This window comes from Erwinia sp. 9145 (genome assembly GCF_000745075.1).
GTDB lineage: Bacteria > Pseudomonadota > Gammaproteobacteria > Enterobacterales > Enterobacteriaceae > Erwinia > Erwinia oleae.
The window spans coordinates 258,081-272,469 of sequence record NZ_JQNE01000001.1 but is presented as its reverse complement, the minus strand read 5'-3'; the positions used below and the strand labels follow the sequence as shown (position 1 = coordinate 272,469).

General features: G+C 54.7%; 18 protein-coding genes and 1 other RNA gene. 14 read left to right on the top strand and 5 right to left on the bottom strand.

Annotated elements, in window-relative coordinates:
* Nucleotides 1-171 precede the first annotated feature (171 nt).
* The 10 genes from FA91_RS01340 to FA91_RS01295 all read left to right on the top strand — a co-directional run bounded on the left by FA91_RS01340 (nt 172) and on the right by FA91_RS01295 (nt 7,216).
* Entirely contained in the window at nt 172-1,140 is a 969-nt protein-coding gene (locus FA91_RS01340) for a TerC family protein (protein WP_034911864.1), read from the top strand.
* A gap of 162 nt (nt 1,141-1,302) precedes the next feature.
* Nucleotides 1,303-2,538 (top strand): serine/threonine transporter SstT, encoded by a 1,236-nt coding sequence (gene sstT / locus FA91_RS01335; protein WP_034918777.1) that lies wholly within the window; start codon nt 1,303-1,305, stop codon nt 2,536-2,538.
* Between the two features lie 416 nt (nt 2,539-2,954).
* A complete protein-coding gene (locus tag FA91_RS01330; protein ID WP_034911863.1) occupies nt 2,955-3,620 on the top strand; it encodes a DedA family protein in 666 nt (221 codons plus the stop codon).
* A gap of 8 nt (nt 3,621-3,628) precedes the next feature.
* Nucleotides 3,629-3,994 (top strand): EnvZ/OmpR regulon moderator MzrA, encoded by a 366-nt coding sequence (gene mzrA, locus FA91_RS01325; protein WP_034911861.1) that lies wholly within the window; start codon nt 3,629-3,631, stop codon nt 3,992-3,994.
* A gap of 158 nt (nt 3,995-4,152) precedes the next feature.
* A complete protein-coding gene (locus tag FA91_RS01320) occupies nt 4,153-4,527 on the top strand; it encodes a DUF1090 domain-containing protein (protein WP_034911858.1) in 375 nt (124 codons plus the stop codon).
* A gap of 47 nt (nt 4,528-4,574) precedes the next feature.
* Nucleotides 4,575-4,880, top strand: coding sequence for a YqjD family protein (locus tag FA91_RS01315; RefSeq protein ID WP_034911855.1), 306 nt, complete (start codon nt 4,575-4,577; stop codon nt 4,878-4,880).
* Between the two features lies 1 nt (nt 4,881).
* Complete coding sequence (locus FA91_RS01310) at nt 4,882-5,274, top strand: phage holin family protein (RefSeq protein WP_034911852.1); 393 nt, start codon at nt 4,882-4,884, stop codon at nt 5,272-5,274.
* Nucleotides 5,271-5,555, top strand: a complete 285-nt coding sequence (locus tag FA91_RS01305; protein WP_231566789.1) for a YqjK-like family protein — start codon at nt 5,271-5,273, stop codon at nt 5,553-5,555. Before FA91_RS01310 ends, FA91_RS01305 begins: the two co-directional genes overlap by 4 nt.
* Before the next feature lie 209 nt (nt 5,556-5,764).
* On the top strand, nt 5,765-6,157 hold the full coding sequence (locus tag FA91_RS01300; protein ID WP_034918775.1) for a DoxX family protein: 393 nt from the start codon (nt 5,765-5,767) through the stop codon (nt 6,155-6,157).
* 72 nt (nt 6,158-6,229) lie between these two features.
* Complete coding sequence (locus FA91_RS01295; protein ID WP_034911848.1) at nt 6,230-7,216, top strand: glutathione S-transferase family protein; 987 nt, start codon at nt 6,230-6,232, stop codon at nt 7,214-7,216.
* Between the two features lie 12 nt (nt 7,217-7,228).
* Here the strand turns inward: FA91_RS01295 and FA91_RS01290 are convergent, their stop codons facing one another.
* Nucleotides 7,229-8,131: a LysR family transcriptional regulator gene (locus FA91_RS01290; RefSeq protein WP_034911846.1), complete on the bottom strand. Its 903-nt coding sequence runs from the start codon at nt 8,129-8,131 to the stop codon at nt 7,229-7,231.
* Between the two features lie 126 nt (nt 8,132-8,257).
* Here FA91_RS01290 and FA91_RS01285 point away from each other — a divergent pair, with 126 nt between their 5' ends.
* Nucleotides 8,258-8,962: a pirin family protein gene (locus tag FA91_RS01285; protein ID WP_034911843.1), complete on the top strand. Its 705-nt coding sequence runs from the start codon at nt 8,258-8,260 to the stop codon at nt 8,960-8,962.
* Nucleotides 8,963-9,006: 44 nt separating this feature from the next.
* On the opposite strand, the gene FA91_RS01280 is transcribed toward FA91_RS01285, so the two are convergent.
* The 4 genes from FA91_RS01280 to rsmI form a co-directional block, all read right to left on the bottom strand.
* Complete coding sequence (locus FA91_RS01280; protein WP_051936936.1) at nt 9,007-9,270, bottom strand: hypothetical protein; 264 nt, start codon at nt 9,268-9,270, stop codon at nt 9,007-9,009.
* A 44-nt stretch (nt 9,271-9,314) separates the two neighbouring features.
* Complete coding sequence (locus tag FA91_RS01275) at nt 9,315-9,893, bottom strand: hypothetical protein (protein WP_034911840.1); 579 nt, start codon at nt 9,891-9,893, stop codon at nt 9,315-9,317.
* Nucleotides 9,894-10,084: 191 nt separating this feature from the next.
* Nucleotides 10,085-10,460, bottom strand: an RNA gene (gene rnpB, locus FA91_RS20200) — RNase P RNA component class A.
* 32 nt (nt 10,461-10,492) lie between these two features.
* Complete coding sequence (rsmI, locus tag FA91_RS01270; RefSeq protein ID WP_034911839.1) at nt 10,493-11,350, bottom strand: 16S rRNA (cytidine(1402)-2'-O)-methyltransferase; 858 nt, start codon at nt 11,348-11,350, stop codon at nt 10,493-10,495.
* A 61-nt stretch (nt 11,351-11,411) separates the two neighbouring features.
* Here rsmI and FA91_RS01265 point away from each other — a divergent pair, with 61 nt between their 5' ends.
* From FA91_RS01265 to diaA, 3 genes are read left to right on the top strand one after another with little or no spacing between them, the layout of a single operon-like run.
* Nucleotides 11,412-13,415: a penicillin-binding protein activator gene (locus FA91_RS01265; RefSeq protein ID WP_034911836.1), complete on the top strand. Its 2,004-nt coding sequence runs from the start codon at nt 11,412-11,414 to the stop codon at nt 13,413-13,415.
* On the top strand, nt 13,373-13,783 hold the full coding sequence (locus FA91_RS01260) for a YraN family protein (RefSeq protein WP_034911834.1): 411 nt from the start codon (nt 13,373-13,375) through the stop codon (nt 13,781-13,783). The genes FA91_RS01265 and FA91_RS01260 overlap by 43 nt, the downstream gene beginning before the upstream one ends.
* Before the next feature lie 13 nt (nt 13,784-13,796).
* Nucleotides 13,797-14,387, top strand: coding sequence for a DnaA initiator-associating protein DiaA (gene diaA, locus FA91_RS01255; protein WP_034911831.1), 591 nt, complete (start codon nt 13,797-13,799; stop codon nt 14,385-14,387).
* Nucleotides 14,388-14,389: the final 2 nt, after the last annotated feature.

The following is a 14,389-nucleotide window of genomic DNA, read 5'->3' as shown; positions in this document are numbered from 1 at the left end:
CTTCGTCGGTCAATCGTCATTACGGTGCGCAAGCACCCGGTTACCGGGCAACCAGAAAAGATCCTGCGTTGTAAGTGAGACCTTGCCGGAAGGCGAGGTTTGCTTACAGCGAAAATACTGTGGCTGACGTCTTCCGATGTTGGCCTTTTTTATTTTAACAGGATCCTCCCTATGAATACCGTAGGCACACCGCTTCTCTGGGGCAGCTTTGCTGTCATTGTTTTGATTATGCTGGCGATCGATCTGCTGATGCAGGGCCGTCGCGGCGAGCAGACCATGTCGCTCAAGCAGGCTGCCTTCTGGTCAATTGTCTGGATCTCCGTTTCGCTGCTGTTCAGCGCCGGGCTCTGGTGGTATCTCAAAGGCACCGCTGGCCCTGAAATCGCGCACACGCAAACCCTGGCGTTTCTGACCGGCTACGTGCTGGAAAAAGCGCTCGCGGTGGATAACGTCTTTGTCTGGCTGATGCTGTTCAGCTACTTCTCCGTACCCACTTCTCTTCAGCGTCGCGTGCTCATTTATGGCGTATTGGGCGCGATCGTCCTGCGAACGGTGATGATCTTCGCCGGTAGCTGGCTGGTATCCGAGTTCAGTTGGATACTCTACATTTTCGGCGCCTTCCTGCTGTTTACCGGTGTGAAAATGGCTACGGGCGGCGGTCACGATGGCGATCCGGGAGACAAGCCGGTGGTACGCTGGCTTCGCAACCATCTGCGCATGACGGAAAATCTCGAAGGCGAGAAGTTTTTCGTGCGCCGTAATGGTCTGTTGTTCGCAACGCCGTTGCTGCTGGTGCTGATTATGGTAGAACTCAGCGACGTGATCTTCGCGGTCGACAGCATCCCGGCGATTTTCGCGGTGACCACCGATCCCTTTATCGTGCTGACCTCAAATCTGTTCGCCATTCTTGGCCTGCGTGCGATGTATTTTCTGCTGGCAAACGTAGCTGAACGTTTCTCAATGCTGAAATACGGCCTGGCGATTGTGCTGGTGTTTATCGGCATCAAGATGCTGATTGTCGATCTTTATCACATTCCGGTTGCCGTTTCGCTGGGTACCGTTGGCGGCATCCTGGCCGTGACCCTGCTGATTAACGCCTGGGTCAATCATCGCCGCGATCGTCAAATGTCTCAGCGTTAAGCTTTTCCTCTCTTAAGGCCCGGCCTGCGGCAGGACTGCCGCATCCGGGCATTTTTTACTTCCCCTGCAATCACATTTCCTTATACTTCCCTGCGCAAACACGATGTACGACGCCGCCGCGCGTTAAATTAATATGACAACAACTGGTTTTAAATTATGAGTCTGGAAAAAGATCGTTCAGGGCTGGTTCAGCGTCTGATGCAGGGAAGTCTGGTAACACAAATTTTAATCGGTCTGGTGGCCGGGATGGCGCTGGCCTGGTTTTCAAAAGAAAATGCGCTGGCGGCAGGCCTGTTTGGCGAACTCTTCGTCAGCGCCCTGAAGGCCGTTGCGCCGCTGATGGTGATGGTTCTGGTGATTGCCTCAATCGCGAATCATCAGCAGGGACAAAAAACGCGCATTCGTCCCATCATCACGCTCTATTTACTCAGTACCTTTTTTGCCGCCGTCGTGGCAGTGGTCGCAAGCCATTTACTACCGCAGACGCTTACCCTGGCGGATGCCTCGCAGCAGATCACGCCGCCTTCCGGCATTCTTTCCGTGCTGCATTCATTGCTAATGAGCATGGTGGCAAACCCCATTGACGCGCTGATGCACGCTAATTATATCGGCATTCTGGTTTGGGCAATCGGCCTCGGCCTCGCGTTTCGTCACAGCAGTTCCACCACGCGCGCTTTCCTGAACGATGCGTCAGAAGCCGTGACCTCGCTGGTGAGAGTGGTCATCCGCTTTGCGCCACTGGGCATTTTTGGTCTGGTTGCTTCAGTGTTAGCCTCAACCGGTTTCTCAGCGCTGATGGAATATGCCAGCCTGCTTGCGCTCCTGCTGGGATGTATGCTGTTGATGGCGCTGGTATTTAATCCCCTTCTGGTTTACTGGAAAATCCGCCGCAATCCCTATCCGCTGGTATTAACCTGCCTGCGGGAAAGTGGCATCACCGCCTTTTTCACCCGCAGCTCTGCCGCTAACATACCGGTGAATATGGCGCTGGCGAAAAAACTCAATCTGGATGAGGACACCTATTCCGTGTCGATTCCGATTGGCGCCAATATCAGTATGGCAGGCGCGTCCATCACCATTACCGTACTGACGCTGGCGGCGGTGAATACACTGGGAATTGATGTTGATGCCGGAACGGCGATTCTCCTGAGCGTGGTGGCTGCTATCTGCGCGTGCGGCGCATCAGGCGTGGCGGGCGGTTCTCTGCTGCTGATCCCGGTTGCCTGTAATATGTTTGGCATCCCGGACAACATCGCCATGCAGGTGGTGGCGGTGGGTTTCATCATCGGCGTACTACAGGACTCCGCAGAGACAGCGCTGAATTCGTCGGCGGACATTCTCTTTACCGCCGCAGCCTGCATGGCAGATGAGCGCGATAACATAAACGTGTCATCATAATGCCAGAAACGGTCAGGCGCTCTGCCTGGCCGTTACAAGGCAATAATACTTAAAAAAATGACGGCTTCGAAAGAGATTAAGACCAGAAACGGTTAAAAGTGCCCTTTCCGCGTTTTAAAGGGCCGGCACGTCAAAGCGTCTTCAGTAGTGTCAGCATGTGTAAAACTTCTTTTCGCTCAACGCAACCCCCTGTAAAACATACGGGACGATGCGTTTTACTCGCTATGTTAAGTAATTATTTGTTAAAAGTTTCTGGTTTTTAGAATTTTCACCAGCGAATAAAGGGAATGCGCCTTTTTTGCCCCTTTATCAGATAAGTATCCGTGTTCAGGACAGCGCCTGCATCTATAATAATGACATCTACGCCGAGCCGGATTTAGCCAGACCTATGTCACAATGACGTTCAGGGACATCCTATGGATATTTTTAAAGCACTCGTCAGCGCGCTCTGGCAGCAGGATTACGATACTCTGGCCGATCCCACGCTGGTCTGGGCTATTTACTTCGTTCTCTTTATGATTTTGTTCCTCGAAAACGGCCTGCTCCCGGCCGCTTTCCTGCCCGGCGACAGCCTGTTGATCCTGGTAGGCGTGCTGATCGCCAAAGGCACCATGTCTTTTCCGCTGACGCTCTTTATATTAACCACTGCCGCCAGCCTGGGCTGTTGGGTGAGCTACATTCAGGGCCGCTGGTTGGGTAATACGCGCCTGGTGCAGAAATGGCTTTCGCATCTTCCCGCGCAGTATCATCAGCGCGCGCACCAGCTTTTTCACCGTCACGGGCTCTCCGCGCTGCTGATTGGCCGCTTTATCGCCTTTGTGCGCACGCTGCTTCCTACCATTGCAGGCTTGTCGGGTTTGAGCAGCGCACGCTTTCAGTTTTTTAACTGGGTGAGCGCTCTGCTTTGGGTATTGATCCTGACCGTTATGGGCTTCGCGCTGGGCAAAACGCCCCTGTTCCTTAAATATGAAGATCAGCTGATGTTCTGCCTGATGCTCCTGCCGCTGGTGCTGTTGGTATTCGGTCTGGTGGGTTCGCTTTATGTGTTATGGCGGAAACGCAGCAGTGCGGGAAAAGGATAAAACGCGTAATGTTGACTGCTCTGAGATCTCGTTTAACCCGCCGTGCCGTCGCTTTTCTGCTGGCGGGCGCACTTGTCCTGCTGCTTATGACGACTTTGCCGATGTTGTTTCACAATGACACCGCGCTGAAGATCGAGCCTTCCCGTCAGGGCGTCTCGCTGCCAGACGGCTTCTATGTATGGCAACGCCTGTCGGCGCAGGGGATTCATATTAAAAGCATCACCCCTGACAACAATACATTGATCATCCAGTTCGAGTCGTCAGAACAAAGCGCCGCCGCAGAAAAGGTTCTGCGCCAGCTGCTTCCTTATGACTTCGAGATAGCCCAGGTGAGCCTCTCCGGCATGCCCAACCCGCGTAACAAATTTGGTTGAGGCTTTTCGCCTTCCTGCGTCACCTGCTTAAGATTCCTCTCTCTTTTTGAGCTTTCCAGATTTCATGACTATGCTTACTGAGTCAGAGAACCTGGAAAGCCGTTCAGAATCATTGGTATTGTTCCTGCGGCCTGAAAAACTGGAAGGGAATACCTGTTATGAAATACCGCACACTTCTCGGACTGAGTCTTCTTGTTCTTGCGCCTGTATCTCAGGCAGCAGGATCGGTATGTCAGCAAAAAGCACAGGACATTCAGCACGAAATCGACCTGGCGCGTCAGCACAACAATGCGCGCCGCGTAAACGGGCTGGAACGCGCGTTGACTGAAACGCGTGCCGACTGTAGCGATGCAAAATTAAAATCTCTCCATCAGGAGAAAGTTAAAGAACATCAGCAGACGGTCGAAAAGCGTCAGAAAGAGCTGAATGAAGAAAAAGCGGACGGCGACGACCGTAAAAAAATCGCAAAGCGTGAGAAAAAACTGGCAGAAGCTGAGCGTGAACTAAAGGAAGTCCGGGCTGCGCACTATTAGGTGCCAACGAGCCGGATTCTTATAACTAATGACTAAAGGAGTTTGTTATGTCTAAAGATACAACATCTGAGCATCTGCGTGCAGAACTGCGTAACCTGGCCGACACGCTGGAAGAAGTGTTAAGCAGCGGCAGCGACAGGTCTAAATTCGAGCTGGACAAGCTGCGCAGCAAAGCCAACAGCGCGCTGCGCGAGACGCGTGCACGCCTGGGCGATTCCGGTGAGCGTATTGCTCAGACCTCGCGTGAAGTCGCCGATCAGGCTGACGTTTACGTACGAGAAAATCCCTGGACCAGCGTGGGTATCGGTGCCGCAGTCGGTGTGGTGCTGGGCGTCCTGCTGACGCGTCGTTAAAATGGCCTATTCACAGCAGAGCCAGGGCCCGGGCAAAGGGGTCGTTAATATCGGTCAGCGGATTATCACTACGCTGGTAGGCATTGTTGAAACGCGTGTGCGGCTCGCGGTTGTTGAGCTGGAAGAAGAAAAGTCCAATATCGTCCAGATGCTGATCATGATCGGCCTGACCATGCTCTTCACCGCATTTGGTCTGATGAGCCTGATGGTGCTGATTATCTGGGCCGTGGACGTGCAATACAGACTGATGGCAATCGGCATCACCACCGCCGCACTGTTTGCTCTGGCGATCATCTTTGGCCTGTGGACGCTTGCCAAATCACGGCGCTCAACGTTATTAAGCGCAACCCGCCGGGAGCTGAAGTCCGACCGTAAGCTGCTGGAGGATGAATAATGGGCCGCGAACGCGACGAGCGTAAAGCCGAACTGCTGCGCCAGGTGCAGCAGCAACGCCTTGATTTGAGTGCGCATAAAAAGCATTTTCTTGAGGTCACCGCGCGGTACGATCGCGGCTGGTTAACGCTGGTAAGTATGCGTCGTTATGTGGCTATCGGCAGCGGTCTGATGGCCGTCTGGTCGGTTCGCAATCCACGCTTTATTACCCGCTGGACCAAACGCGGTCTTGGCGTCTGGAGTACCTGGCGTTTGATGCGTAACTATCTTCCCGGCCGCTAGTTCGCTCGCTTTCCCTTACGCTCTGTTGTCTTCAGGCCCGGCTTGCCGGGCCTTTTCAATTTTCCTGAAAGACTTCGACAGTTTAACTTGCTTACAATCCTTTTCTTCTCCCACTACTATCTCCAACAACGAACGGCGCCTGCACGTCAGGCCTGAAAATCAGACGGCCGGGATGCTCTCCCGCCCAATCAATCCTGTTGGAGTTAATGATGAAAAAATTAGAAGATGTTGGCTTTCTGGTGGCGCGCATTCTGATGCCTGTCCTGTTCATTGTGGCGGGTTGGGGAAAAGTTGGCGGCTACGCAGGTACGCAGCAGTATATGGCGCATATGGGCGTTCCCGGCTTTTTTCTGCCGTTGACCATCCTGCTTGAACTGGGCGGCGGTCTTGCCGTGCTGCTGGGCTTCCTGACCCGTTTTACCGCTATTTTTACCGCCGTATTTGCCATCATCACCGCGCTGATTTTCCATGGCGACTTTTCAGTGGACAGCAACTCCATCAACTTTATGAAGAACCTGACCATCGCCGGTGGCTATCTGCTGCTGTTTATTACCGGCCCGGGCGCATACAGCATCGATCGCCTGTTAAAGAAAAAATGGTAAGCGACAGCCGCTATACTCAGTAACATCAGCGCGCAGGGATCGCCCCGCGCGCTACGTTTATCGGGAGGCGTTATGGGACAACTGATTGAGGGTGTCTGGCACGACACCTGGTACGACACCAAATCGGCCGGCGGCCGCTTCAGGCGTTCTGAAGCCCCGTGGCGTAACTGGGTGACCGCTGACGGCGAAGCAGGCCCGACCGGCAAGAGCGGCTTTCGCGCCGAAAAGGATCGCTATCATCTCTACGTATCGCTCGCCTGCCCCTGGGCGCACCGCACGTTGCTGATGCGCAAGCTGAAGGGGCTGGAAACATTGATCCCGGTTTCGGTTGTACATCCGCTGATGCTGGAGAACGGCTGGACATTCGACGAAGACTTTCCTGATGCGACCGGCGATTCACTGTATCAAAACGAATTTCTCTATCAGCTCTATCTGCATGCCGATAAAGAGTACAGCGGGCGCGTCACCGTACCGGTGCTGTGGGATAAGCAGCAGAACACCATTGTCAGTAATGAATCGGCCGATATTCTGCGCATGTTTAACAGCGCGTTTGATGCGGTTGGCGCGCGGGCGGGTGATTTCTACCCCACGGATTTACGTGACAAAATCGACGAACTGAATAGCTGGATTTACGATACCGTTAACAATGGCGTCTATAAATCGGGTTTTGCCACCAGCCAACAGGCTTACGATGAGGCGGTGAATGCGCTCTTCAACGCGCTGGATCGTCTGGAGCAGATACTGGGCCGGCATCGCTGGCTGGCTGGCGATCGTCTGACCGAAGCGGATTTACGACTCTGGACCACGCTGGTGCGGTTCGATCCGGTGTACGTCACTCATTTTAAATGCGACCGGCAACGCATCAGCGACTACCTGAATCTGAATGGTTTTCTGCGGGAAATTTATCAAATGCCGGGTGTGGCAGAAACGGTCAGTCTGGCCCATATTCGCCATCACTATTACCGCAGCCATAAAATGATTAACCCGGAAGGGATAATCTCCGTTGGCCCCGCGTTTAACTGGGATGAGCCACACGGGCGCGACGTACGTTTTCGTTAAGATGAGCGGCGGTTAACCCTGCCGCTTCGCCAGCAGTTTTGGGATCTCGCGCAGGCACCAGGCTTTCGCTTCGCCCATGCTGTCGCGTCGCCAGGCCATGATGATATCGACCTCCCGCGTGTATTCCGGGCTGACCACGCGCAAACGGCCTTCAGCAATGTCTTTCTCAACCATCGGGTAAGGCATGGAGGCAACGCCCAGCCCGGCCAGCAGCGCCCGGTGTTTATCTTCAATGGTGCTGACCGTCAGCCGCTGCTGCTTGTCCAACAGCTGTACGGTCAGCACCGGTCGCTCGCGAGCGGTATCCGCCACGGCAATGCCGCGATATTTTACCCGCGTTACCTCTGACAACGGTTCCGGTTCAAGATGGATCGGATGGTTCGGGCTGGCGACAATAACGCTTAACATGCTGTAAAGCTTGCGGGTATTGATTTCCGACGAGGCGCGAAAGTGCATATCAGGGGCAATAACGATATCAGCGCGTCCCTGTTCAAGCCGTTCCCAGGCACCTGCCAGCACCTCGGTGATCAGCGAAATTTGTGTATTCGCCTTGCCGGCCAGTTTTTCGATCAGCGGGAAGAGCGAGTCGCTTGGCACCAGCGCTTCGGCAACGATGGTCAGATGCGTTTCCCAGCCTCGTGCCAGTGCTTCTGCATCGGTGGTCAGCTTATCTGCGGCTTCAAGCAGCACCCTGCCGCGCTCAAGCAGCATACGCCCAACGTTGGTGAATTTTGTACGATGGCCGGAGCGGTCAAACAGCACCACGTCCAGCTCCTCTTCCAGCTTTTGCATGGTATAGCTGAGCGCGGAGGGCACGCGCCCCAGCTCGTCCGCTGCCGCTGCGAAGCTGCCCCTGCGATCGATAGCATCCATTACTCGCAGCGCTTCCAGCGTGAGGGCGCGATCTTTGGCCATAGCGGGTCTCTGTCAGGAAATTTGAATATAGCGAGCAGATTAACTGGCTAACAATCCGCCGTCCAGAAACTTACCATAGCGGCATAACAAATGCTGGCGTGGCCGGACGATAAACGAGGAGACATCATGATTACCAGCCGTACCGCGCAGGCCTGCGGCAAGGCCGATTATGGCTGGCTTCAGGCACGTTATACCTTTTCTTTTGGACACTATTTTGATCCAAATTTATTAGGCTACGCTTCACTGCGCGTCCTTAATCAGGAAGTGCTCAGGCCCGCCGCCTGTTTTCAACCCAGAACCTATCCCAGAGTTGACGTGCTGAACCTGATTTTGCAGGGACGGGCGGAGTACCGCGACAGCGAAGGCAATCACGTCAGCGCCGACACCGGGGAAGCGCTCCTGCTGGCCACCCAGCCCAACGTCAGCTATAGCGAACACAATATCAGTAAAGAGAGTACGCTGACGCGCATGCAGCTCTGGCTGGACGCCTGTCCCGCACAGGATAACGATCCGGTGCAGCGGGTACGTATCCCGCCGGAGGCGCGCCACATGCTGTTGGCGTCGCCAAACGGCGCGGAAGGCAGTCTTCAACTCCGCCAGCAGGTATGGATCCATCACGTCATGCTCGCACCAGGTGAGAGCATGAGCATTGACCTGCTCGGCCCTCGCGCTTACCTGCAATCCATTCATGGTTCATTGCGCGCCGTGGCGCATTCACAGGCGGGAGAAATACTGAAATGCGGGGACGGCGCGTTTGTACGAGAAGAGCAGAGCGTGACATTAACGGCGGACACGCCTGTGCGCGCGCTGGTGATTGATTTGCCGGTTTGATGATGCTGTAAGGCTTAGGTGAAGCCTCACAGGCGAGAGTAATTTTATTTTATTGCAGGAACTTTTGCCGCGCCCGCAGCCTCAGGCGCCGCCGACGGTTGCCGTTTGATGTTCCGGCCAGATCGTCTGAGGACACTCAAAATCTCCTCACGAGAAGTGGTGATCGCTTTGCCGTTGGGTGTTAACTTGTCAATCTCGCTGGAACTAAGTGTTTTTTCGATCATTGCACCGTTAACGCCAGCCCGACGGATTTTTAAATCATAAGAGGCTGGAAGAGGCCCTGACAATTTAGCCATTCTGTTTACCATATTGCCTCCTGAAAGTTGATACGGTAGTTATTATCGCTCATTAATTAAGCATCGGCAACCGGCGTCACTTGTGAAGCAAACCACGCCAAAAGGCTGTGTGCATCGCGAAACAAAATTTCCTTGTTGCCTGATATATCTTCGAATGCGTATGTATCGATATAATAATCGGCGATCTCATCATTAAGAGGGGAAATCAGACGTAAACCGGCGCAATTCGTCTCAGCCATAAACAATATCGCTGCAAAAAGAGCAAGTTTCAATGTGTTACCGTCAAGTATCGAGTCATAAATATGGAAATTTTGAATCATTTCGATATTTAAAAAAGCCTGATTTTCATCATTTTCCTGACAAAACCTGCTAATACATGCACCCGCCGGTTTGTTATCTGCATCAGTTATCTTAAAGCTGAAATTAAAAGCATCATCATCCGTAAGTGTAGAGCCACTCCTGTCCCAGGGTAGTTGCTTTTCATTCGGTAGCATTTTCGACAAATGAATGCACCAGTCTATATCCTCAGCCGTTAACTCATGAACACGTACGTTATATTCAAGTTCGCTGAAGATGTCATTAGTCGTACTAAGCGTACGCTGAATAATGCTTTTTATATCCAGCAGGTTGGCCATTTTCATTCCTTTGACAATCGGAAAATCTTTCTTTTATAGCTGAACATAAATTGTACAGCCTGCGCAACCTGCGCACCAAGACTTTTCAGAATCTGACCGATCCTGACAGCAATGGAGGGCATGGCCCGCCAGTCATCGCTCTCTCTCCCATAAAACAAAAACCCCGCCGAAGCGGGGTTTTGTGTCGAATGAGTTGAAGCTGACCGGTAAGCCGGGTTCTGTCGTGGACAGTCATTCATCTAGGCCAGCAATCGCTCGCTGGCTCAAGCAGCCTACCCGGGTTCAGTACGGGCCGTACCTTGTGAACCCCTATTTGGCCTTGCTCCGGGTGGAGTTTACCGTGCCACGAACTGTTGCCAGCCGCGCGGTGCGCTCTTACCGCACCCTTTCACCCTTACCTGATCCCTAAAGGGCCATCGGCGGTTTGCTCTCTGTTGCACTGGTCGTAGGCTTGCGCCCCCCAGGCGTTACCTGGCACCCTGCCCTATGGAGCCCGGACTTTCCTCCCCTCTGTCTGTCTCCCCCGAAGGAGGACGGCAACAAAGCGGCGACTGTCTGGTCAGCTTCGGCGCGGATGATAGGCGATTCCTCGCTCTTTGTCACCCTTCTTGCTGCTCAAGCGCGTACTTATAGAGCGCGTTCTTCTTCACGCCGTGAATTTCCGCCGTCAGTTGAGCGGCCTTTTTTAACGGCAACTCCTTTTGCAGCAGCGCCAGCGTACGCAGCGCTTCAGGCGGTAGCGCGTTTTCCTCAGCGTGATAACCTTCCACCACCAGTACCATTTCGCCCTTACGGCGATTCTCATCCTCTTTCACCCAGGCAAGCAGTTCGCCCACTGGCGCGCCGTGGATCGTCTCCCACGTCTTGGTTATTTCTCGCGCCAGCACCACGTAGCGCCCCTCGCCCCACACGTTCACCATGTCCTCCAGGCTTTCGAGCAGCCGGTGAGTGGATTCGTAAAAAATCAGCGTGCGCGGCTCCTGCTCAAGCGCGCGCAGCACGTCGCAGCGTCCTTTACTTTTCGCCGGAAGAAACCCTTCATAACAAAAGCGATCCGAAGGCAGACCCGCCGCGCTCAACGCCGCGATCGCCGCGCAGGCGCCGGGGAGCGGTACCACGCGGATGCCTGCTTCGCGGCACTGACGCACCAGGTGATAACCCGGATCGTTGATTAAAGGCGTACCGGCATCGGAGACCAGCGCGATACTTTGCCCTTCGCGCAGCTTTGCCAGCAGCGTCTCGGCCTTCTGCTGCTCGTTATGATCGTGTAATGCGAAGAGGCGCGCATTGATGGCGAAATGTTGTAGCAACAGCCCGGTGTGACGTGTATCTTCCGCTGCGATAAGATCAACGTGCGCCAGCACCGTCAGCGCGCGCTGGGTGATATCGCCCAGGTTACCGATCGGCGTGGGAACAATATAGAGCGTGCTGGCTGAAATATCTTCGCGTTGTTTCATTGTGAGATCCGAATTGCCGATTTAATATTGAGCATCCTGAAAAAACATTACTGGACCGAGTATGCTTCCTTTGAAAGTCACTCATAACAAAGCAGGACGCTACGTGCCTGTATTACTGGCCGCCCTGATTTTCGCCGGGTGTACCAACCAGGCGCCGCAAACACCCGCCGTTAACGTGCAGGGCGCGGCGACGGGCACATCCGACTACTATCTGCAACAGATGCAGCAAAGCGCTGATGATAACAAGGTTGACTGGCAATTACTTGCCATCCGGGCGTTTCTTAAGGAAGGAAAGTTCCCGCAGGCCAACGATCAGTTTGCAAAACTGCCGCAAAACCTGAACGACACTCAGCGTCAGGAGAGCCGACTGCTTGCAGCACAGCTTAAAATCGCGCAGCAGGACATCACCGGTGCCAACGCGCTGCTCAGGCAAATTGATACAGAGTCGCTATCCAAAGAGCAGCAGGTTCGCTACAACCAGCTGTTGATCGCCACCAGCCGCGGGCTGGATCTCCTGCGCGCGTTGATCGCGCAGGAGCCGCTGCTGTCGCAGCCTGCCGATAAACAGAAAAATATTGATGCCACGTGGCAGGCGCTGGTGCAGATGACGCCAGAGCAGGTCAACAACCTGGTTATCAACGCCGATGAGAACACGCTTCAGGGATGGCTGGATCTGCTGAATATCTATAAAGCCAACGGCAGCGATGCTGACATGCTTAAGGCAGGCATCAGCGACTGGCAGAAGCGTTATCCGGTCAATCCCGGCGCAAAAATGTTGCCTTCGGCGCTGAGTCAGATTCAAAATTTCCAGCCGTCATCAACCAATAAAATCGCGCTGCTGTTGCCGCTGAGCGGCCAGGCCCAGGCCTTTGCTAACGCCATCCAGAAAGGCTTTAACGATGCGAAAAACGGCGCGCTGGCCCAGCCTGCCGCGCAGCCCGTTGAGGCCGCCGCGCCAGCCAACGATTCTCCTGCTAACCCGGATGCGGCGGTCAGCCCGTCCGCTGCGCCCGTTGAAGCGCCGCAGACAGCCTCCGCGCAGCCGGTGGCGCAGAGCAGCGCATCGGCGCAAACCGCGCCGGCCGCCAGCTCAACACAGGTTCAGGTCTATGACACCAGCACCCAGCCTGTCGATCAGGTACTGGCTAAAGCACAGCAGGATGGTGCAACGCTGGTAGTCGGCCCACTGATCAAAGGTAACGTTGAGAAGCTGGCTGATATTCAGACGCCGCTTAATATCCTTGCGCTGAACACGCCGGAAACCGTCCAGAACCGTCCGAATCTTTGCTATTTTGCGCTTTCTCCTGAAGACGAAGCGCGCGATGCCGCTCATCATATGTGGGATCAGGGCAAACGTTCGCCGCTGCTGATTGTGCCACGCAACGCATTGGGCGCTCGTGTCAGCAAAACCTTTGCCGCTGAATGGCAAACGCTGGGCGGCAACACCGTGCTGCAACAGCAGTTTGGCTCAACGGCGGAACTGAAGCAGGGAATTAACAGCGGCGCGGGCCTCAGCCTGACGGGAACGCCGATTGCGGCACCGTCGCAGCAGCCTCAGGATGTTTCCATCGCCGGCCTGACTATTCCGGCGCCGGTGCAGGATACGCCCGCCTCCTCTGCTGGCAGCAGCGTGGACTCTGTTTATATTATCGGTTCACAGAGCGAGATGGCGCTGATTAAGCCCATGCTCTCAATGCGCGTCAGCAGCCGCAGCCAGGTACAGATGTATGCCAGTTCGCGCAGCTACCAGGCGGGTGCAGGTCAGGACTATCGTCTTGAAATGGAAGGCTTACAGTTCAGCGATATTCCGCTATTGTCCGGCGATAATCCCTCGCTGATGCAGCAGGCCGCGCGTAATTTCAACAATGATTACTCGCTGGTGCGCCTGTACGCGATGGGTGTGGACGCCTGGACGCTGGCGAATCGCTTTAACGAAATGCGCCAGACGCCGGGTGCGCATATTCGCGGCGAAACGGGCGAGCTGAGCGCCAATCAGGATTGCGTTATCAACAGGACGTTGACATGGAACCAGTACCGCCAGGGGCAAATCGTTCCGGCCTCCTGAGCCGGCAACAGGCTGGCGCGGGTTTTGAACGCCAGGCGCGCCGTCTGCTGGAACGCGCAGGGCTCAGCTTTATCGCCGCCAACGTGCGCTATCGCAGCGGCGAAATCGACCTGATTATGCGCGATGCGCAGACCTGGGTTTTTGTTGAAGTTCGCTATCGCCGCAATGCGCTGTTTGGCGGCGCGGCGGCAAGCGTCACCCGCAGCAAACAGCGTAAGCTGTTGCAAGCCGCCTCGCTGTGGCTGAGCGGACGCGGCCTCAGCGTTGATACTGCTGACTGCCGCTTTGACGTCGTAGCCATGACCGGAAACCAGGTCGAGTGGTTACCCAATGCTTTTTCGGCGGAATACTTTTCCGCCAGTGACTGACCAGGTGAGAGATGTGCTGGAAAGAATAAAAGTCTGTTTTACCGAAAGTATTCAAACCCAAATTGCGGCGGCCGAGGCGTTACCGGATGCGATATCCCGCGCGGCGATCGCGCTTGTGCAGTCGCTGCTCAACGGCAACAAAATACTCTGCTGCGGCAACGGCGCCTCAAGCGCCAACGCTCAGCATTTTGCCGCCATCCTGATTAATCGCTACGAAAGCGAGCGGCCCAGCCTGCCGGCCATTGCGCTCAGCGCGGATAACGTGATGCTAACGGCCATCGGCAACGATCGCCTGCATGATGAAATCTACGCGAAACAGGTACGGGCACTGGGTCAGGCTGGCGACATTCTTCTGGCCATCTCAACGCGCGGCAACACGCGTGATATTGTGAAGGCCGTTGAAGCAGCCGTAACACGCGATATGACAATTATCGCGCTTACCGGCTATGATGGCGGCGAACTCGCCGGTTTACTGGGGCCACAGGATGTGGAAATTCGTATTCCTTCGCACCGAAGCGCGAGGATTCAGGAAATGCATATGTTAACCGTAAATTGCCTGTGCGATTTAATCGATAACACCTTATTTCCCCATCAGGATGCTTAAAG